Source organism: Yoonia sp. SS1-5 (assembly GCF_038443705.2).
Classification (GTDB): Bacteria; Pseudomonadota; Alphaproteobacteria; order Rhodobacterales; family Rhodobacteraceae; genus Yoonia; species Yoonia rhodophyticola.
In genome coordinates this window covers 93627-112926 of sequence record NZ_CP151767.2, presented here as the reverse complement: position 1 = coordinate 112926, position 19300 = coordinate 93627, and the positions used below count along the sequence as shown (strand labels likewise).

22 protein-coding genes and 2 pseudogenes are annotated in these 19300 nt (G+C 57.2%); 11 read left to right on the top strand and 13 right to left on the bottom strand.

Annotated features, from left to right (window positions below):
- Nucleotides 1-142: 142 nt before the first annotated feature.
- Together AABB31_RS02120 and AABB31_RS02115 are read left to right on the top strand one after the other, a co-directional pair.
- The gene (locus AABB31_RS02120; RefSeq protein ID WP_342076060.1) at nt 143-502 is read left to right on the top strand and encodes a hypothetical protein; all 360 of its coding nucleotides are present in this window, start codon (nt 143-145) and stop codon (nt 500-502) included.
- Between the two features lie 131 nt (nt 503-633).
- Nucleotides 634-1107 carry a hypothetical protein gene (locus AABB31_RS02115; protein WP_342076062.1) on the top strand — a complete coding sequence of 158 codons (474 nt, stop codon included), beginning with the start codon at nt 634-636 and terminating at the stop codon, nt 1105-1107.
- A 174-nt stretch (nt 1108-1281) separates the two neighbouring features.
- Here AABB31_RS02115 and AABB31_RS02110 read toward each other — a convergent pair whose 3' ends face one another.
- From AABB31_RS02110 to AABB31_RS02095, 4 genes are read right to left on the bottom strand one after another with little or no spacing between them, the layout of a single operon-like run.
- Nucleotides 1282-2124, bottom strand: coding sequence for an ATP-binding protein (locus AABB31_RS02110; protein WP_373635353.1), 843 nt, complete (start codon nt 2122-2124; stop codon nt 1282-1284).
- Nucleotides 2121-3122, bottom strand: coding sequence for a twin-arginine translocase subunit TatC (locus tag AABB31_RS02105; RefSeq protein WP_342076063.1), 1002 nt, complete (start codon nt 3120-3122; stop codon nt 2121-2123). The genes AABB31_RS02110 and AABB31_RS02105 overlap by 4 nt, the downstream gene beginning before the upstream one ends.
- Nucleotides 3119-3538 carry a Sec-independent protein translocase protein TatB gene (gene tatB / locus AABB31_RS02100; protein ID WP_342076064.1) on the bottom strand — a complete coding sequence of 140 codons (420 nt, stop codon included), beginning with the start codon at nt 3536-3538 and terminating at the stop codon, nt 3119-3121. The genes AABB31_RS02105 and tatB overlap by 4 nt, the downstream gene beginning before the upstream one ends.
- Before the next feature lie 24 nt (nt 3539-3562).
- Nucleotides 3563-3775, bottom strand: a complete 213-nt coding sequence (locus AABB31_RS02095) for a twin-arginine translocase TatA/TatE family subunit (RefSeq protein WP_342076065.1) — start codon at nt 3773-3775, stop codon at nt 3563-3565.
- Nucleotides 3776-3982: 207 nt separating this feature from the next.
- Between AABB31_RS02095 and AABB31_RS02090 the strand changes: the two genes are divergently transcribed.
- Nucleotides 3983-4657, top strand: a complete 675-nt coding sequence (locus AABB31_RS02090; protein ID WP_342076066.1) for an HTH domain-containing protein — start codon at nt 3983-3985, stop codon at nt 4655-4657.
- Nucleotides 4658-4664: 7 nt separating this feature from the next.
- On the opposite strand, the gene AABB31_RS02085 is transcribed toward AABB31_RS02090, so the two are convergent.
- Complete coding sequence (locus tag AABB31_RS02085) at nt 4665-5483, bottom strand: sulfite exporter TauE/SafE family protein (protein WP_342076067.1); 819 nt, start codon at nt 5481-5483, stop codon at nt 4665-4667.
- A gap of 9 nt (nt 5484-5492) precedes the next feature.
- Complete coding sequence (gene dusA, locus AABB31_RS02080; protein WP_342076068.1) at nt 5493-6497, bottom strand: tRNA dihydrouridine(20/20a) synthase DusA; 1005 nt, start codon at nt 6495-6497, stop codon at nt 5493-5495.
- A 329-nt stretch (nt 6498-6826) separates the two neighbouring features.
- On the opposite strand from dusA, the gene AABB31_RS02075 reads away from it, so the two are divergent.
- Nucleotides 6827-7768 (top strand): site-specific integrase, encoded by a 942-nt coding sequence (locus AABB31_RS02075; protein ID WP_342076069.1) that lies wholly within the window; start codon nt 6827-6829, stop codon nt 7766-7768.
- Between the two features lie 214 nt (nt 7769-7982).
- Here the strand turns inward: AABB31_RS02075 and AABB31_RS02070 are convergent, their stop codons facing one another.
- Complete coding sequence (locus AABB31_RS02070; RefSeq protein WP_342076070.1) at nt 7983-8543, bottom strand: Crp/Fnr family transcriptional regulator; 561 nt, start codon at nt 8541-8543, stop codon at nt 7983-7985.
- Nucleotides 8544-8608: 65 nt separating this feature from the next.
- Between AABB31_RS02070 and AABB31_RS02065 the strand changes: the two genes are divergently transcribed.
- From AABB31_RS02065 to AABB31_RS02045, 5 genes are all read left to right on the top strand, one after another.
- Nucleotides 8609-9205 (top strand): hypothetical protein, encoded by a 597-nt coding sequence (locus AABB31_RS02065; protein WP_342076071.1) that lies wholly within the window; start codon nt 8609-8611, stop codon nt 9203-9205.
- Nucleotides 9206-9663: 458 nt separating this feature from the next.
- Nucleotides 9664-10131, top strand: a complete 468-nt coding sequence (locus AABB31_RS02060; RefSeq protein ID WP_342076072.1) for a DUF411 domain-containing protein — start codon at nt 9664-9666, stop codon at nt 10129-10131.
- A 98-nt stretch (nt 10132-10229) separates the two neighbouring features.
- Nucleotides 10230-10595 (top strand): cytochrome c, encoded by a 366-nt coding sequence (locus AABB31_RS02055; RefSeq protein ID WP_342076073.1) that lies wholly within the window; start codon nt 10230-10232, stop codon nt 10593-10595.
- Nucleotides 10596-10607: 12 nt separating this feature from the next.
- A complete protein-coding gene (locus AABB31_RS02050; protein ID WP_342076074.1) occupies nt 10608-10952 on the top strand; it encodes a copper resistance protein CopC in 345 nt (114 codons plus the stop codon).
- A gap of 41 nt (nt 10953-10993) precedes the next feature.
- Nucleotides 10994-11827 (top strand): CopD family protein, encoded by an 834-nt coding sequence (locus tag AABB31_RS02045; protein WP_342076075.1) that lies wholly within the window; start codon nt 10994-10996, stop codon nt 11825-11827.
- Nucleotides 11828-11831: 4 nt separating this feature from the next.
- Here the strand turns inward: AABB31_RS02045 and AABB31_RS02040 are convergent, their stop codons facing one another.
- Complete coding sequence (locus AABB31_RS02040) at nt 11832-12119, bottom strand: metal-sensitive transcriptional regulator (protein WP_373635351.1); 288 nt, start codon at nt 12117-12119, stop codon at nt 11832-11834.
- Nucleotides 12120-12255: 136 nt separating this feature from the next.
- Between AABB31_RS02040 and AABB31_RS02035 the strand changes: the two genes are divergently transcribed.
- Both AABB31_RS02035 and AABB31_RS02030 read left to right on the top strand, forming a co-directional pair.
- Nucleotides 12256-13041, top strand: coding sequence for a MauE/DoxX family redox-associated membrane protein (locus AABB31_RS02035; protein ID WP_342076077.1), 786 nt, complete (start codon nt 12256-12258; stop codon nt 13039-13041).
- Between the two features lie 127 nt (nt 13042-13168).
- A pseudogene (locus AABB31_RS02030) lies at nt 13169-13800 on the top strand (tyrosine-type recombinase/integrase).
- A gap of 217 nt (nt 13801-14017) precedes the next feature.
- On the opposite strand, the gene AABB31_RS02025 reads toward AABB31_RS02030, so the two are convergent.
- The 5 genes and pseudogenes from AABB31_RS02025 to AABB31_RS02005 form a co-directional block, all read right to left on the bottom strand.
- Nucleotides 14018-15037: a glutathione S-transferase C-terminal domain-containing protein gene (locus AABB31_RS02025; RefSeq protein ID WP_342076078.1), complete on the bottom strand. Its 1020-nt coding sequence runs from the start codon at nt 15035-15037 to the stop codon at nt 14018-14020.
- Between the two features lie 10 nt (nt 15038-15047).
- Nucleotides 15048-15614, bottom strand: a complete 567-nt coding sequence (locus AABB31_RS02020) for a hemerythrin domain-containing protein (RefSeq protein ID WP_342076079.1) — start codon at nt 15612-15614, stop codon at nt 15048-15050.
- 79 nt (nt 15615-15693) lie between these two features.
- A complete protein-coding gene (locus AABB31_RS02015; RefSeq protein ID WP_373635350.1) occupies nt 15694-17223 on the bottom strand; it encodes a glutamate synthase-related protein in 1530 nt (509 codons plus the stop codon).
- A gap of 1 nt (nt 17224) precedes the next feature.
- Nucleotides 17225-18212 (bottom strand): annotated as a pseudogene (locus AABB31_RS02010) (glutathione S-transferase family protein).
- 18 nt (nt 18213-18230) lie between these two features.
- The gene (locus tag AABB31_RS02005; RefSeq protein WP_342076082.1) at nt 18231-19280 is read right to left on the bottom strand and encodes a hypothetical protein; all 1050 of its coding nucleotides are present in this window, start codon (nt 19278-19280) and stop codon (nt 18231-18233) included.
- Between the last annotated feature and the right edge of the window lie 20 nt (nt 19281-19300).

The window sequence follows — 19300 nt, the reverse complement described above, 5'->3', positions numbered from 1 at the left end:
TGCCGCTGGGCTTTCTGATTGTTCTGGTGTTGGTCGTCCTTAACTTCGGACTGATCAAAAGATTCTGTCTGGGTCTGTTCAGCGGGTTGAACTTTGTGTCTCTCAACGAAAAAGCGCATCGAAAACGGCTGACATCAAACAATTGATCACCACGCCGTCGCTGGAAACCAAAAAGTTGATCCAGAAAGAGGTTTGCGAACTGATTGAAGCGGACAATTGGTTGGCATTGTCCAACAAACTGATGGACTGGGACCAAAGCCGCACGAAATGCGAGGCTGGTCATCCCCATGCGATAATTACCACCGACACAGCGCTCCGGTTCATTGCACGTGGTGTCTATGAAGGTCACACCTGCCACCCGGTCCCAATCTGCGACATATCAGATGAAGTTGCGGATATGCTGGAAACGCGGGCTGCCCTGCACTCTGACAGCTACCCTCTTCTTGCCCTCGCCGCCGCGGCGCGCTGCCATCAAGGGTGGTGCGACCGGGGAGTAGATTAGGCGGCGTATGTGAGTGAAGACGGCTGGTTTGGGATGAATGCCCGCTTTGCCAAAGCACGCTGGCTGCTCGACCGGTTTGACCCCGTCGCGATGAACGCGCCCTTATTGGCGGCCACAAGGCACATGCATTAATGATGTTGCCACGCTGGTTCGGTGACGAAAGCAGCCTGGAAGTCGAAGCACGGAAAGCCGCGCTGCGTACTGCCAACGAAACTGGCGCAGCCGCCCATTTCACCTTCTATGAAACAGCTTTCAAAACATGGGACCTCAACGTCCCGAACATCGACATCGCGGCATTCAAGCAAGGTTCGTATGACCTGATCACACTGCGCGCCAATGATCCTGCATTTGTTGCACAGCTCTATCAAAGGATGATCTGGTGGGCCAACGAAGCGGACCTGACATCCTGCCCCAAATCCCAACAAGAACTCGCCAGCACCATCGGGAGGCAGATCGACGATCTGCGCAAAGACATATTACAGACGCGTCTGACGGCCATTCACGGCCATTCCTGGCAAGACGGTGTGCGCGGCGCCATTGATGCGATATCAAGCCTTGCGCAGGACCATATCCGAGCAGGCGGCGCGACCTTCGCCCTGACGTAGAATGGGCTCGTTGTCACACCCCAGGAAGCACCCGAACCGGGCTGACCCCGGCCCGGTCTGACAATCAAGGGCTGAACCTGCTTAGGGTCAGGACCCATGAATTGGCGGATTGGCGTGATGTTCGCCAGGGCGCGAAGCGCGTCCGGCCCGACAGGCGATGAAAGGTTGCGCGCCTTATTCCAAGGTGACCCCGCGCCGCCCTGCCAGATCCGTGAAATACTGCCAGGCGACCCTGCCCGAGCGGCTGCCTCGGGTGGCTTGCCACTCAATCGCCTCTGCCCGCAGGGTTGTATCATCAATCCGGACATTATGATGGTCACAATAGCCCCGGATCATCGCCAGATATTGATCCTGATCGCAGGGATGGAACCCAAGCCACAGACCAAACCGGTCGGACAATGATACCTTTTCTTCGACAGCTTCGGACGGCGATATCGCGGATGATCGTTCGTTTTCAATCATGTCACGAGGCATCAGATGGCGCCTGTTGGATGTCGCGTAAAGCACCAGATTGTCAGGCCGCCCTTCAATCCCGCCATCAAGCACAGCCTTGAGTGACTTGTAATGCGCATCGTCATGCCCGAATGACAGATCATCACAAAACAGGATGAACCGCTCTTGCGCGCCGCGCAGGATGTTCAGGCAACGGCCAATGCTGGGTAGATCCTCGCGCTGCACCTCAACGATCTTCAGATCGGGGTATGTGGCATGCACAGCGCCATGCACGGCCTTGACCAGGCTGGATTTCCCCATGCCCCGCGCGCCCCATAAAAGCGCGTTGTTGGCCGACAGGCCTTTGGCAAACTGAACCGTATTGGCAATAAGCGTATCCCGCGCCCGGTCCACGCCCACCAAGAGATCGACATCAACCCGGTTGACCCGCTGCACCGGTGCCAGACGGTCGGGATTGGGGTGCCAGACAAAGGCGTCTGCGGCACTGAAATCGGGCGCAGGGGTCGGCGGGGGGCTGACCCGTTCCAATGCCTCGGCGATCCGTTCCAGTATCTTGTCGCTCACGCGGTTGGGTCCTCTTCGCGCGGTGGTACGGCGGCTTCTGCCTCATCAACTGTGTCATCCACGTCAAACAGGCTTTCGCCGTCACCGATCACGCCTTCCTTGCGGGCAGCCCGGTCCTTGCGCCGTTCAACGCCTGCAACAAGGTGAATGGAAATCTCGTACAGCCCGTAGACCACGACAAACAGGATCAGCTGTGTTGTGACATCTGGCGGGGTAACCAGGGCCGCCACAACCAGAATGCCGACAACCGCATATTTACGGGTGCCGCGCAGGCCACGCGAGCTGGCCAGACCAGCGGTGCCCATCAATGTCAGCAATACGGGCAGTTGAAAGCAGATCCCAAAGGCCACGATCATTTTCAAGGTGATATCAAGGGTCTCGTTCACCTTGCCGTTAAAGACGATGCTGACCCCTTCAGACGGGGGCTGTGGCAGGGCCAGATCCGTGACATTGGCCCCCGGCAAAAGATCCGCACCAGGTGCAAGCTGGGTGCCCGGCGGCAGGCTGACCGCATCCGCCATGATCGCGGTCACAAATGACGGAAGGTCCGCGAAGCCAAGAAAGAAGGCCATCGCCAGGGGCACAACGATATAATGGGCAAAGGCCGCCCCCATCAGGAACAGAACAGGCGAGGCGATGATAAACGGCAAAAACGCCTGCTTTTCATTGCGGTAAAGGCCGGGCGCCACAAAGCGCCATAGCTGATAGGCGATAACCGGGAAGCCAAGGGTCAACCCGCCCACAACCGAAATCCGGATCAGGGTAAAGAAATATTCCTGCGGGGCCGTGTACTGCATCACCGGGTTGGGATTTCCCAATGACCGCATGGTCCGCTCAATCGGGCCGAGCAGGAAATCCAACAGGATACCGCCAAAGGAAAAGCAAAAAATCATGGCCACAAGAAAGGCGGCAACCGAATAGATCAGCCGGGTCCGCAATTCGGCCAAATGTTCGATCAGCGGCGCAGCACTGCTGTCAACCTCGTCAGCGGCACTCATGTATCACCTTTGGGCGGCTCTGCCTGCGGGGCGGCTGCGGCCTTCTCCGCCGCTTCGCGTTGCTGGCGGTCTGTTGCGGCCTTGGCCATCGCATCGCTCATCTTTTCTTTCATCGCCTGCCGCTCTTCAGTCAGGGCCTGCGTCTCGGGGCCTTTGGTCATGCCGGTGGCTTCCTTGAGCTTTTCTGTCCCGAAAGCCTTGGGATTTGCGGCCGCTTTCAGGCTGGACGAGATATCGCGGACCCCGCTTTCATCTGCGGCGGCATTCATGGCCCGGCTGAACTCGCGCGCCATGCCCCGGGCCTTGCCCGTAAACTCGCCCATCGTGCGAAACAACCCCGGCAGGTCCTTGGGCCCGATCACGATCAGGGCCACAATACCGACCACCACCATTTCGCTCCAGCCCAGACCAAACATCAGCGGCGCCCCTCTATCGTCTGATCAGACTTTGTCTTTTTCGTCTTCGGGGGTCACATCCTTGGCATCGGCAAGGCTGTCTTCGATTTCCTGCTTGCCATCATCAACGCCCTTTTTGAACGCCGTGATGCCTTTGCCCACCTCGCCCATCAGGCCGGAAATCTTGCCACGTCCAAACAGGACAAGCACCACAACGGCAATCAGTAGAAGACCGGGAAGGCCAATATTATTCAGCATCATACACTCCTCAGGCAGGTCGCTGCCGCTTATCGGTTCGTTATATCACGATGACAGATAGGCCCGAAGATGGCCCATGGGAAGTCACAAAACGCCCCTGTGACGGCGGGTGACAGCCTTTTTTGCAATGGTTTTCGTATTCTTGTGACATAAAATTGTCAGTTGTCAGAAAATTGACAATACTGTGCCCGAATCGAAAGGATCCCGATGCGCCGTGCCGACCGTCTGATGCAGCTCATCCAGCTTTTGCGCGATGGCAATCTGCACAAGGCCGCCGATCTGGCCACTGCCACGGGCGTGTCGATGCGCACGATCTATCGCGACATGGAAACGCTTGCGGCTTCGGGCGTTCCGATTGAGGGCGAGCGCGGGATCGGCTACCGCGTGATCGCCGCGATCACCCTGCCCCCGCTGAACCTGACCATGACCGAGGTCGAGGCCTTGCATCTGGGCCTGTCAGCCGTCGGTCAATCCGCAGATGCCGAATTATCCGCCGCCGCGGCCGCATTATCTGCCAAGCTGGACGCCGTCATGCCCGAGGATCGCAGCCGGGCACCCGCCGGCTACGGATTTGCGATCTATCCCTTTGCCGATGCCGCGCGCAGCTTTCAGCATCTGCCAAGTATCCGGCAGGCCATTCGGACCCGACAAAAGCTGTCGGTCACAATTCAGGATCAGACCCGTACCCTGCGCCCTTTGCAACTGGATTACTGGGGCCGCCTGTGGACCTGTGTGGCCTGGTGCGAAACCAAAAAAGCGTTTGACGATCTGCGCGTGGATCAGATTACCGAATTGCGGGTCCTGCCCAGCTTGTTCGTCGATGAAATCGGGAAGTCTTTGTCGGATTACAATGCATTACGCAGCAAAGTGAAAGTGGACTAGGCGTCAACTACCACCCCATCGCCTTGCGAGCCATGTTCAGCGCCACAAGAGCAAGAAACACCCCGAACACTTTCTTAAGCGGGCCGGGATCCATCCGATGCGCAAGTGCGGCCCCCCATGGGGCTGTGATCAATGTCATCGCAACCACCAGCCCAAACGCAACCAGATTGACGGCCCCGATTGTCAGCGGCGGCGCGTGGGCCACATCCAACAGCAGAAAACCAACCACAGACGGAACGGCGATAATCACCCCAAATCCTGCAGCCGTCGCCACGGCCCGGTGAATGGCAACATTGAACAGCGACATCAAGGGGACGCCAAACGACCCGCCACCAATCCCCATCAGCACTGACAGAAAACCCAATGCAGGTGACAGCACCGCCCGGATCGCCCCGCTGGGCATCGTCGCCCCAAGTCGCCAGCCGCTTTTGCCAAAGCTCATGTAAAGCCCGACAATCATTGCAAGGGCCGCAAAAATAATCTGCAGCGCCTCTGACCTGAGGGCCGCCGCGATCCACACACCGATGGCAGCGCCTATCACAATACCGGGCATCCAGGTCTTGAGGATGTCCCAGTCCACCGCCCCCTTCTTGTTATGCGCCAAGGCAGAGCGGATGGATGTGACAATGATCGTCGCAAGCGATGTGCCCAGACAGATTTGCATCAATTGCGCAGAGTCAAAACCAAGGGCCGCAAATGTGTAGTAGAAGGCAGGCACCAGAACGATGCCGCCCCCGATCCCCAACAGGCCCGCCAGCACACCCGCAATGGCACCAATCACCATGACAAGCGCCGCAAGACCGACAAGGAGTGACATATCTTCCATCAACGTCGCTTATGCCGCGAGCGAGGTAACTTGCAAGAGCGCGGTTTCAACAACCTCGGTTCCCGCACCATCGCGATGGGCATGGGTTGACAGATGCCTGCGCCATGCGCGCGCACCCGGCCGCCCCTGGAACAGACCCAGCATATGCCGCGTGATCTGGTGCAGGCGGCCGCCGGCGTTCAGATGCGCGTTGATATAGGGCAACATCAGCGCCACCACCTCTTCAACGGTTCTGCCCTGGCTCTTGCCAAAGATCCGCCGATCCGCATCAAGCAGGATATCTGCAGGTGTGTGATAAGCCGCGCGCCCGATCATCACCCCATCCATGCCGCGATCCCGAAACGCCTCTGCCTCATCAAGGGATCCGATCCCCCCATTGACCGACAGATGCAGATGCGGAAACGCAGCCTTCATTGCAAAGACAAGGTCGTAATCCAGCGGCGGGATATCGCGGTTTTCCTTTGGAGACAGCCCCTGCAGCCATGCTTTGCGGGCATGGATTGCAAACCGGTCGACGCCTGCGGCACTGACCGCGTCCAGAAAGGTGGGCAGAATGACATCCGGCGCCTGATCATCCACACCGATCCGGCATTTGACTGTGACGGGGATGTCCACAGCATCAATCATCGCGGCACAACAGGCGGCCACAAGCGCGGGGTCTTCCATTAAGACAGCCCCAAAACGCCCCGATTGCACCCGGTCGGAGGGGCAGCCGCAATTCAGGTTGATTTCGCGATACCCATATGCGGCCGCAATCCTTGCCGCCTGCGCCAGTTCCGCGGGGTCCGAGCCGCCAAGTTGCAACGCCACAGGCTGCTCTGCCGCGTCAAACCCCAACAGCCTGTCGCGATCGCCATGAAGAATAGCGGGCGCCGTCACCATCTCGGTATACAGCAACACGTCTTGCGACATCAGGCGATGCAGATAACGGCAATGACGGTCCGTCCAATCCATCATCGGAGCCACGGATAATCTGCTGCTTATATCAATCTGCGATTTTACCGCGTTTTCCAATACTTAGCTCCGCATTTTCAGGTTCGTCTATGTTCGATATCTTGCCATTTAGGCCCATTATTTGCTACATTTACGACATGCGTTGTAAATGAAAGGCCATGTTGTAAATCATGGGGACCATCATAAAGCGTCGTCGCAAGAATGGCACGTAGCTTGGCTCCCTCAAATCTCTGTGATGCGGCAAGGTAAAGTCTTACTTCGCGAAAGTTCAGACATTCGAGCGCAGGTCAACCGCTGCGGCGTGGATTGAAAACCGCGAATAAAACCTAGCATGGCCCGGTGCCCCTGATACGCTCAAATCTCAACCGAAAAGTAAGAAGACACCGACCTTGAGCGATGCCATCGACAGGTATGTCCAAGAGAGCAACAAGCAGATCGGTCGAACCAAGACACAGCTTCTCAAGAGCATCAAGACGTTTGATATCGCGGACAAACACTGTGACGCGATAACCAGCGCTGACATCGTCGAATTTGCACAGGAGAAACTAAACACCGGCGTCCAGCCTCAGACCGTGACCAACTACCTTTCGCATCTCGGTGCAGTGTTCTCCATCGCCCGACCCGCATGGGGTTTTCCACTAAGCGCGCAGGCTATGAAAGACGCCCGGAAAGTGGCTGACAAACTGGGTATCACCGGCAAGAGCCGCGAACGTGATCGGCGTCCCACGCTCGATGAACTAGATCGACTCATGCAGCACTTCCTCGACCGCTCACGACGTCGCCCCACCTCCATCCCCATGCATAGGATCATCGCCTTCGCTATCTTTTCGACCCGACGGCAGGAAGAGATCGTCCGTATCCGTTGGAAGGACCTCGACGTGGAAGGCAAACGCATATTGGTCCGGGACATGAAGAACCCCGGCGAAAAAATCGGCAACGATGTCTGGTGTGACCTGCAGGAACAGGCTCTGGCGATCATCGAGGCCATGCCATTGATAAAAGACGAGATATTCCCATACTCGACTGATGCCATCAGCGCCGCTTTCACGCGAGCTTGCAAGTTTTTGGAAATAAAAGGACTTCACTTTCACGATCTGCGGCATGACGGTGTTTCACGCCTGTTCGAGTTCGGCCTCAATATTCCGTACGTTGCCGCCAACTCAGGCCATCGGTCTTGGACTTCGCTGAAGCGCTATACACATCTACGTCAGACTGGCGACAAATACGCTGGTTGGACTTGGTTGGCCGAAGTCACGAAACGGGACCACGCACTTAAATTGGTCCGGAATGGCCAGTTCCCTCGGAAACGCCGCTCAGACAGAGGCGTTTAGCAGAGTTCAGTTCGCTTGATGCAAGTTGCCGCGTAGCATTCAAGCTACACACACAAAAACTTGTGCTTATGTGGGTCTGGCCTCTACCTCTAAGCGGTTGAATCCAACCGAGCCGTCGCGCGCGGCCCAAACCAGACACTCGTCTTGGCAACTGATGCTGCGGTGCGGCTTCCCGAAAGCGGACACTAGAAATTTCCAGCTTCCTGCTAGTCAATCAAATGAGATCAGGTTTGTTCGTCCGCCGTTCCGCTAGCTCTCGATAGAGCGCTGGAGGCGACACTCCGATCCAATCAGCGACACGCACCCACCCGCCTAATTCCGGCGGACCGTAAAGCTCGAGATAGGCATCAAGGCGATCTGCCACCTTCCGCAAACGCATGATCTCAATGCGGGTCCGGAGGTTCTGCAGCTCTCTCGCGGTACGTTCAAAGGCTTTGACCGAAAGTCGCTTTGATGTGGCAGAGTTCTCAAGGCTCGCCTTCAACTCGGTCTTTGAAATCAGAGAGACCTTTGTCGGCATTTCGGTGACAGCATCGCAATGATAGCGATCCGCAAAGAGGGATGCTTCGGCAACTAGTTCTGTTGCCTCGGCCGTGTGCAGGGTCAAGAGCCCGCCGTCTTGCAGCGCACGCCTAAGGGAAATCTGCCCTTCACGGACCAAGAAGGCCCATTCAACTTCATCGTCCCGACGAAAAAGCGTTTCGCCTTCGTCCAGCGTGCGTTCTGGCGCGCCATCAAAACAGTTGAGCCAATGATCCGACATGATTTCTATCATGCCCTTGGAGGCGCAGATTGTGCAACAACTTCGGGCCAATCCCGGATCAATCAAGGACTTCACTCATGGAAACAAAACACGTCGCAATGTTGATGGTTCTCATCCCCACCGCAGTCTTTGCCCAAACACACGATGAAAACCATAGCACATCGCCGTCAGCTTACGCGGGTGAGGAAACACGCTTAATCAAGTCTCTTTCGGAGCAAGACTTAGAGGAAATCGCACGTGGCGGCGGATGGGGGCTTGCGCGTGCTGCCGAACTCAATGGTGTGCCGGGGCCGACGCATCTGCTTGAGCTTGCCGAAGAGATCGCTCTGACTGAGCAACAGCGTGACAACATCGAAGCGATCCGAGCGCAGATGCAAGCAGACGCCATAACTGCCGGGGAGCGGTTCGTCGCGGCAGAACGAGCGTTGGACGAAGCTTTTCAACAAGGTGCACCTAATGCGGAAGCGCTCGAACGGCTGGTGGCCGAAGCAGGTAAAGCGCGGGCAGCTCTCCGCCTCGTCCATCTGAATGCACATCTTTTGACTTTGCCATTGCTGACCGATGCTCAAGTCAGCCAGTATTCGGTCTTGCGCGGCTATTCTGATGATCCATGCGCCTCTGTTCCAGATGGGCACGATCCAGAAATGTGGCGCAGCCATAACGGGTGCAACTAAGCTCGATTATGGCGACACATCCTCGTGACTTGTCAAAGCCATATACCCCCAGTAGGTATTGGGGATGTTTCGCTTGGTTCTGTCAATCATTCTTGTTGTTGCATTCGCCGGTGCATCCACCGCGTCTGTGATGCACGGCTTGAACCATGGATCGGATCACGCCGCCCACCACGCCGAAATGTCAGAAAGCGATCCAGTGGCTGATGCTGAGAAGGCACTCGCAGACTGCTGCGACGCCACCAGCGGGATGGGATCAATGCCCTGTTTCGGTGATCTTGCAGCCACATCGGCCATTTCGCCGGTTAATCCCGCTAGCATGGCGGCTATTGGCTTGATGTACGCTGATTGCAATTTTTCAAACCTGACGCTGGCTGTCCCAACCGGTCCTCCGAAAGTCTGAACGGCAACGGGCGCGTGCCCGCAATCCATTCAACTTTCTAATCAAAGGACCGACAGACATGATAACACGTCGTCACTTCACTACCCTATCCGCATCTGCTCTTGTGATGGCTGCTCTGCCTGCGCGTGCAGTTACGCCGATGCGCGTTCTCGCCTCACCGGGCTGCGGATGCTGTCACGCCTGGGCTGACTTGGCCCGCGCTCGCGGTTACACCGTCACCGTCGAGGAACTGACCGATCCCGAGGCGCAAAAGTCCGAGCGCGGCATTCCGCTTGAGCTCGCCTCCTGTCACACCATTGAAGCGGATGGTTATGTCTTCGAAGGGCATGTGCCGTTCGAAGCATTGGAAGCCGTTTTGCAGGATCGCCCAGACATCAATGGGCTTGCTGTTCCGGGCATGCCGATGGGCTCTCCTGGCATGGGCGACGACCCGTCCGCCCGCTACGATGTCATTGCATTTGGTGGAGAGGCTGGCACCGGCACGGTATACTACCGCGCGGGCACGGCGCAGCCGTTCGACACCTGATGGTAGGTCGGAAAGCCGTTTTGCTAACCGGCGGGCTCACGCTCGCCGGTTTCGCAGCCGCATTTGTTCTGGCGCAACCTTCCCAAACGGTTGGTATTTTGACGCCTGACGACGCCGAAGTGATCGCCGTGGGCCAAGGCATCTACGCAGACCAATGTGCCGCTTGCCATGGTGCGCGGCTAGAGGGGCAGCCAAACTGGCGGATACGTGGAGAAGATGGATTGCTGCCAGCACCGCCGCATGATGCAATAGGCCACACGTGGCACCATGATGATGAAACGCTTTTTACCCTGACCAAATATGGGCTTGCCGGTCTGATGGAGAACGCGCCACCATCCGGCATGCCTGTCTATGAGGGTGTGCTCACCGATGAAGAGATCATTGCGGTGCTGTCTTTCATCAAGTCAACTTGGCCTGATGACCTTCGTCAGCATCACGACGAACTGAACGCCCGGTCCGAATAGAGGAAAACTCAAATGATCAAACAAACTCTTCTCGGCTTGGCCGTTGTCGTTGCTCCCGCTCTTGCCTTTGCCCATTCGAAGTCTGAGGCCACAACACCCGCCGACGGCGCGACAGTGACGGAAGTGCCAGAGCTTTCCATGCGGTTCGATGATCCGATGCGCATCATTTCGGTTACGCTCACCTCTTCAGATGGCGATATCGAAATCGAACGCGAGACAGGTATGGACCCCTCTATGGAGTTCCGGGCTTTGCCATCGGAAGAACTTGCGCCTGGAAGCTATCGCTTCGACTGGCGCGGAATGGCGTCGGACGGCCATCCGATGCAGGGCAGCTTCTCGTTCACGGTCACTGAGTGACGGGACTGGCCCCTATCGACAGTCTTGTCGTTTTGGCCATCTTGGCCAAGGCGATTGGCTATGGCGCGGCTTTGCTCGCGATGGGGGGCGTGCTATTTTCGGTCGTCTTCGCAAAGCGTGCTGAGGGGTATGTACTCCAACTGGCACGGAAGCTCGCTGTCGGTGCAGCGCTTGTCGGTCTCGCTGTGCTGGCCGTCCGGTTCGGCATTCGTGCTGCCCGGATATCCGGGATGGGCTTTGACGGCGCGACCGACCCAATGATGCTTGGCTTCGTATGGGAGAGCCCTCTTGGCACCGCTGCGATTTGGCGAGGTTTAGGAGAAGTCGCGATACTAGCACTTTTGATCCCTCGTTTCGGACAATGGATCGCTCTGGCAGGGACCTTTGCCGTAGCGATATCCTATGCTCAGGAGGGCCACGCTCTTGGGGAGCCCAGAGCGGTTCTGGCCGTCTTGTTGGTGCTGCATCTTCTAGCCGCTGCTTTCTGGGTTGGTGCGCTTGTGCCATTGCGGCGGGCGGCGCTCACCCCTGCTGGTGCCGACATTCTGCACTACTTTGGCAATGTCGCCGCTTTCGGAGTGGCCCTCCTGATCTTTGCAGGCACGGCGCTCGCTTGGCTCCTTGCAGGCTCCGTCACTGCCTTGTTTGGAACAGCCTATGGTTTGGGACTTTTGCTAAAAGTCGCGATTGTTGCGATGCTCCTGGGCTTTGCAGCTTTCAATAAGTTGAGGTTGGTCCCGGCTTTGCGTGCTGAGATACCCAGTGCAGCACATGCCCTGAGGCGGTCTATTTCAATAGAAATGCTGGCTGTGGTCCTGATCCTGTTGGCAACGGCGACACTCACAAGCGTCACGACGCCACCAGTCAATCTTTGAAGACTTAGCCGCGCGCTTTGTCGAGCAGTTCAAGGAGCTCAGTGAACTTCGCCCGCTGGTCATCCCGATCACCTGAGGCAAGTGCATCCTCGATACAATGTGACGCGTGATCATCAATCACGAGCTTTTCGACGCCTTTCAGCGCGGCCCGTACTGCCGCGATCTGCGTCAGGACATCAACGCAATAGCGGTCTTCTTCCACCATCCGGGCGATCCCTCGGACCTGGCCTTCCAGGCGTTTCAGACGTTTCAAAGTGGCTTCGCGGTTTTCGTACATGGTCTCTTTTCGCATGACGCCGGTGAAAAAGTCGAGTGAGTACAGATTTCAGTCCAGAGCCTTGATTATATACCCTAGGGGGGTATATAGAATCGAGCAGTGCTCACGCAAGCACAGCCCCCAAAGCAAGCGTATCGAAAAGGAAAAACCAATGCCCAAGGACACGCGCGACGTCGCCGACATTGATACAAATCCGGCCGAAGTAGCGGTGGGCAAGACGGCTGTGCTTTACCGAATGGCCTTGCCAGATCATCTGTGCCCATCCGGGCAAAAGGCTCGCTGGCTTCTGAGGCGTCAGGGATATGAGGTCGATGACAGGCTTTTCCGAACACGCGCCGAAGTTGATGCCTTCAAAGCCGAGCACGACGTCAAAACAACACCCCAAGCGTGGATCGAAGGCGAACGCGTTGGTGGCTATACGGACCTGCGTGAAAAACTGACCGGCTGGGACCCAAAGGCGACCACCTATCGACCAGTGCTCTATCTTTTTGCCGTGGCGGCGCTCACCGCGATCGCCCTCTCCATTGGGTTCCTCGGAACAATCACATGGCAGACCTTTGGGTGGTTCATCTCGGTGTCGATGATCCTCCTCGGCATGCAGAAATTGCGCGATGTCGAGGGCTTCTCCACAATGTTCCTTAACTACGACCTTCTTGCGCGGAAATGGGTGCCTTACGCCTATATCTACCCGTTCGTCGAAACAGGCGCGGGCATTCTAATGACCGGCATGATCCTGACTTGGGTGTCAGCTCCCGCGGCACTTTTCGTTGCTAGCATTGGAGCCGTAAGCGTCTTTAAGGCCGTCTACATCGATAAACGTGAGCTCAAATGCGCCTGCGTCGGTGGAAATTCAAACGTCCCGCTTGGGTTTGTGAGCCTCACCGAAAACCTGATGATGGTCGGAATGGCGGTCGTGATGCTTTGGCTGATGGTTTGAACCAAAGCGGCTCATCTTTCTGACTGGTCATCTAGGCGCCAAGACGGGAATTAGTGTTCTATGTTATTCTTCCGTGTCAACAAAGGGTTGTCGTTTCGGGAGGGCATGGCGGATCGGAGGATCAGTCATGGAAACACCAAACCTACCAGCCATTCGCGCACTTCGCCCTGCATGGAACAAAGGTCGCATCGTCGGTCAGAAACGACCTCTAAAACCCAAGCATGTCTGGGCGATCCGTGTCCGCCTTGAATTGGCAGAAAATCATCGCGACCTCGCTCTCTTCAACATGGCGATCGACAGCAAGTTGCGCGGTTGCGATTTGGTCAAGATGAAGGTCGTCGACGTCATGGCATCTGGCCAGGTCAAAGAACGTGCACCGGTGTTGCAAAGCAAAACCCAGAAACCGGTGAGATTTGAGATTTCCGGGGGCACGCGAGCTTCGGTCGAGAAGTGGATGGAAGATGAGCTTATGGTCGGCTCAGAGTTTCTTTGGCTGGTCGGTTTCACGAACGCCTCCACATCTCGACGCGACAGTATGCGCGGATCGTCCGAGATTGGGTGACTTCGATTGGTCTTGAAGCAAGTGCCTACGGGACACATTCCATGAGGCGGACAAAGGTAACCCAGATCTACAAGAAGACAGGCAACCTCAGAGCGGTTCAACTCCTCCTCGGTCACACAAAAATGGACAGCACGGTGCGATACCTTGGTGTGGAACTTGAGGATGCCTTGGCCATTGCCGAAGCTATTGAAATCTAAACTAAGGGCCGTTCGAGAGGACGGCCCATTGCGGCCGTTGACCAACTGGTCGAGATGCTGCGGTGGCAGCCCACATTGCCGACTTTCGCTGCACCCGCAAAATATTGATGGGGCCGAACTCACATAATGCGGACAAAGTGACCTTTCGCTGCACTTGCGCCAATGGCTGCTTTTGCGTTTGCATATTGCTTTTGAGATCGATTTACGGAGACGCAGATCAGATTTTGCAACCCAAGTCTGGATGCCGATACGCTTCAGGATAACTCATCGGCATTTGTGGTCCCAACGGCACCACGCCATTCCATGACCGCCCAAAATAGCCCTGACGGCAATGGACCAAAGACCCGGCATCAGCGACACCATCAAGTGCATAAACCCGACACAGCCACCGCCACAAATGCGGGTAATCCAGTATTCGCGCGCCGTTCAGCTTCATGCGGAGGTAACACACAGGATCGTGCCGGTATAGCGTCGGGAAAAGCCGCAGATCGACCTCGGTGAAGGCCTCACCAGTCAGAAACGCACGACCATCGGACAACAGCTCTTCGAGAAAAGCGAGAGTTTCGAAGTAAGCTTTATAAGCCTCAGCATAAATGGCCTGATCCGATGAGAAGCCAGCCTTGTAAGCCCCGTTGTTGATCGTCACATAGATCCGCCCATTCAGAGCGTCGATCTCCTTTTGCTGCGCCAGATCATCCGGCACGAGGATAGGACAATGCGCGGCCGCACCGAGAGCTTCGGCGTGTTGGTCCAGCATCCGAATGATCTCGGCGCTCTCATTATTCACGATGCAGCCAGCGATTTTGTCGTAAAGGATCGGAACCGATTGTTCGTCCGATCCTTCGCGCTGGTAGATTTCTTTCGCCAAACGCAGCCCTTCGCCCGTGCCGGTTTCCAGCGTGCATTCGGGCAGCCTTGCATCGGTAAGCGATGCAAGGCGGTCGGGTGCAAACTCCCACAGGTTCGGGCCAACAGGGTCAGCTTCATCTGTGCGATTTGGGAAAGCGACATCCATTGTGATGCTGGCCTGAAGGCCCAACACAGCACGCGCCAAGGTCACGCGGTGGCACCAGGGGCAATTCAGCGCCACGAACAGGTGATAGCGCCCTGGCTCTGGCGGGAAATCCGGCTCGCCGATTGCGTGACGAAAGCCACTAAGGCCGCGCACGAATTCACCTTGAGCGCGGCGTTCTTTGGCTTTGGATTGGTCTTCTTCAGTCGCGTTATTTTTGGTCATATGCGACCCTTCACCCTCTAAGGCGATGATGCAAGATGATTGGCACCGCCAGTTCTTCCTCATCACCAAGATGGCGTTTCAGAAAGGATTCGATCACCGCGCTGGTCTTATGTACGTTTGCCGCCTCTTCACGCGCCTGCGTCTCGTCCAGATGCGCCAGTTTGATGACTCGGTTGGCCTGCCGGGTGAAGTCATCCAGCACGCGATCCAGATCGGCATGGTCCTTTTCCAACACCTCCAATCCCGCATCGAAACGTGGGTCGGCGGCGGATAATTCTGGAAAGTAACTGTGATCTTGCCAGCCATGATGGCCGTGCAAGTTCCCGACCAGATTACCGCCGTAGTAAGATAGCCGCCCAGCATAATCGTCGAGAGCCATATCCTTGTTCAACAGGGCCTCTGCATCCAGCCGGACCCTCTCAGAGACCCGGCGGAACATCTGATGCGCGCCAAGCCAGTGGCGAGTTTTCTCCTTAAATCCGGGATGCGCGTCCCAGGCATCGCGCGGGTACTGATCCAAAAGAAACCGCATCTCTTGGGGCATCTCGTCTTGGCGGATGGTATAGGTATCAAGCATTTGATTTCTCCATTCCTATCCCATCTGGGGGTGCCATGCGGCATGCACCAGATGGGACTTTGACAGGTCGGCTATGCGCCTAGGACACGCCCGCAAAGCGAATACCGCTCAGGTCTGCGACCTCGCGCTTCCACGATGTGATGTCGCGCTGGGTAAAGCCCGACAGGCTGTCGTGGCCACAGGCGCGTGCCAGAACCTGCATCAGTTCCACACTTGCCCCAAAATAGCGTGACAAACGTTCCGCACCGATCTGCACGTCCAGCCGTTTGCGTAGTTCTGGCTTCTGCGTGGCCACGCCGACAGGGCAGTTGTTGGAGTTGCACATCCGGGCCGCGATACAGCCGACAGCCTGCATGGCAGAGTTGCTGACGGCGACGGCGTCCGCGCCCAAGGCCATCGCCTTGGCGAAGTCTTCTGCGACGCGCAGACCGCCAGTAATCACCAACGTCACCTCGCGGCCCGCACGCGCATCCAAATGCTTGCGCGCCCGTGCCAAGGCCGGGATCGTCGGCACTGAGATATGGTCGCGGAAAATGAGCGGGGCCGCCCCTGTGCCCCCGCCGCGTCCATCCAGAATGATGTAGTCCGCACTGGCCTCCAACGCGAAGTCGATGTCATCCTCAATGTGGTTCGCGGACAGTTTGAACCCAATCGGAATGCCGCCGGAGCGCTCCCGCACCTGATCCGCGATGCGTTTAAAGTCCTCCGGCGTGTGCAGGTCCGGAAAGGTCGAAGGCGAGATCGCAGATTGCCCTGGCTCCAGCCCGCGCACCTCTGCGATTTTACCTTGCACCTTATCGCCGGGCAGATGCCCACCAGTTCCGGTTTTCGCCCCTTGGCCGCCCTTGAAGTGGAAAGCCTGAACCTTTTCGACATGATCGAGCGACCACCCAAAGCCAGCAGAGGCAAGCTCATAGAAATAGCGGCTATTCTCAGCCTGCTCTTCGGGCAGCATCCCGCCTTCGCCCGAACAAATCCCTGTTCCTGCCATCTGCGCCCCACGGGACAAAGCGGTTTTGGCTTCCTCAGACAGCGCGCCATAGCTCATGTCGGAGACAAAAAGCGGGATATCGAGCTGCAAAGGCTTGGCTGCGCGCGGACCGATGATGACTGATGTCGCCACTGGCGCGTCATCCAGAAGTGGTTTGCGCGCCATCTGCGCAGGCAAAACCTGAATGTCGTCCCAATGGGGCAGGTCCTTGCGCGGCACGCCCATTGCGCCCATTTCGCCATGGTGGCCCAGCTTGGACAGCCCGTCTTTCGCCAGCGCATGGATGCGCGCCACGGTGGGTTCTTCGGGGGTTGGCGTCGCCTGTGGGATATCGGACTTCGGTGCAGGGGCAGCATCCCCTACTGCGGCCTCGCCAAGGCGGGTATGCGATCCATCGCAAAACGGCGCATTGGCGCTGGATTTACATTGGCACACGGCCGCAGTGCCATCCTTGTCAGCGTTAAATTTCAGCGGCTCTATCCCGGTCCCCGCGTGGGATCCGTCGCAAAACGGCTGACTCTTTGATCTTCCACAGCGGCACCAGAAATAGTCTTTGCCAGCCTCCAGATCGACTTTTGCAGGGGCCTTGGCGGCGATGATGGGAACAGATTTGGTCATGTTAAGCTTTCTTGTTCAGTGCGGCGCGCTTGTGTGGAGCGGCATAGTCAACAACCGGCCCTTTCGGGACAACGCGGGTCGGGTTCACCGTGTCATGGCTGCCGTAGTAGTGGTTTTTGATGTAAGCGATGTCGACGGTCGCGGCGACGCCCGGGTGTTGGTACAGATCGCGGACATATCCCGAGAGGTTTGGATAGTCGGCGATGCGACGGAGATTGCATTTGAAGTGCCCGACATAGACCGGATCAAATCGCAGCAGCGTCGTGAACAAGCGCCAATCCGCCTCAGTCAGGTGATCCCCCATCAGATACCGACGTTCGGACAAACGGTTTTCTAACCAATTGAGTGTTTCAAACAGAGGATCAAATGCGTCCTCATAGGCCGCTTGTGTCGTCGCAAAACCTGCCTTAGACCCCGTTGTTGACCGTATCATAAATGCGCGTGTTGAGAGCGTCGATCTCTGGACGTTCGACTTCTGGGTAATAGTCTCCAGGGGCCGCACCAACATCGTCGAAGGCTGTATTGAACATGCGGATAATATCAGCGGACTCATTTGAGACGATTGTGCCTTGTTGTTTGTCCCACAGGACCGGCACGGTCACCCGCCCCGTGAAGTCAGGTTTTGCTGCTGTGTAGACCTGATGCAAAAACGCGGCATTGTTGATCGGGTCCGTCGTTGATCCATCGCCGGGTGTAAAGGTCCAGCCATCTGGTCCCATGAACCAATGCACAATCGAGATATCGATCATGTCTTCAAGACCCTTCAGCGCCCGGAAGATCAAGGTGCGATGCGCCCAAGGACAGGCCAGCGATACATATAGATGATAGCGCCCGGCTTCCGCCTTGAAACCGCTCACTCCGGACGGTCCTGCGCTGCCATCGGCGGTGACCCAGTTACGAAAGGCGGACGGCTTGCGCACATAGCGTCCGTCTGTTGACTTCGTATCGTACCATTTGTCGACCCACTGGCCGTTCTGCAGCAATCCCATGATATGCCTCCTACGTGCCTATTGCGTGATGTTGAAAGTAAGGGTGATCGGCTCTTGTTTGCTCCCGATGGTGCCAGCCACCGCGTCAAAAGCCGCCCCAATCGTATTGCCGGAAACATCCTCGAGCTCAGGATCGACGATCAGCTTGTACGTTCCCCCCTGCCACGGTTGGTTCGGGATCAAGCTCCACCCACCGCCGTCGGTTTCGATCTGACCGCGAATGGGGTCCCCATGCGGGTCCTCTATGGTGAGCAACCGCAAGACGGCTCCGCTGTCGATGATCCGGTCAAAGGCAACAGTCATTGGTGCGTAGCTGCCCGCTGGCGGTAGAAGGATTTGCCAGTCATCAGGTTCAAGCGCGCGCCGTTCTGCGTCACCGACCCGAAAGGTCACCGAGGCCTCTTGCCCAAGCGGGGCACCCGCCGCACTTTGCATCGCGTCTGAGACGACAAGCCGATAGGTTTCGCCGGTCATCAAGGGTGCGCCAGCTTGCGTATTTGGGCCCACGTCTTGCTTGATCCGTCCAGGATCCAGCAGCAGCGTCGCACGGGTTTGGGAGGGGTCCCAAAGTTCCGCTTCAAGGTTTAGGAACGGGCTTGGTACCGCTGTGCCATCCCGGCCAAGCAAGGCCACAGAGTCGCGGAGTTGCCCGCGCGCCATTGGTTCCGAGAAATGCAAGTAAAGCCGCAACGTATTGGCCGGAATAACCGCCTGAGACGGGGCGAAGCCAACCAAACGTGGGACCGTAGCCTCTGCTGCAGGGGGCAAGATTTCTAACACCGTACCATTCAAGTCGAGCACATATGCCGTCCCAGGTTTAAGATTGAAACCCGGCTGAATGCTTAGAACCGCACCGTGATCCTGAAGGATAACCGGCATGCCGCGCGTACTGTTCAAGCGCGCGACTTGCAGGCGCAGCAGCTCAGGATGTGCCAGCAACGCGGCGCGATCTGCACCCTCAAGGCCTGTCACCATGACGGCCCCGGACACCGGATCAATGCGTGCTGCAACCTCTGCCAAAGCTGGCAGAGGCAGCGCAATGAGTGCGGCAAGCCAAGCCTGCCGCACCAAGTGTCTCACCATACGCA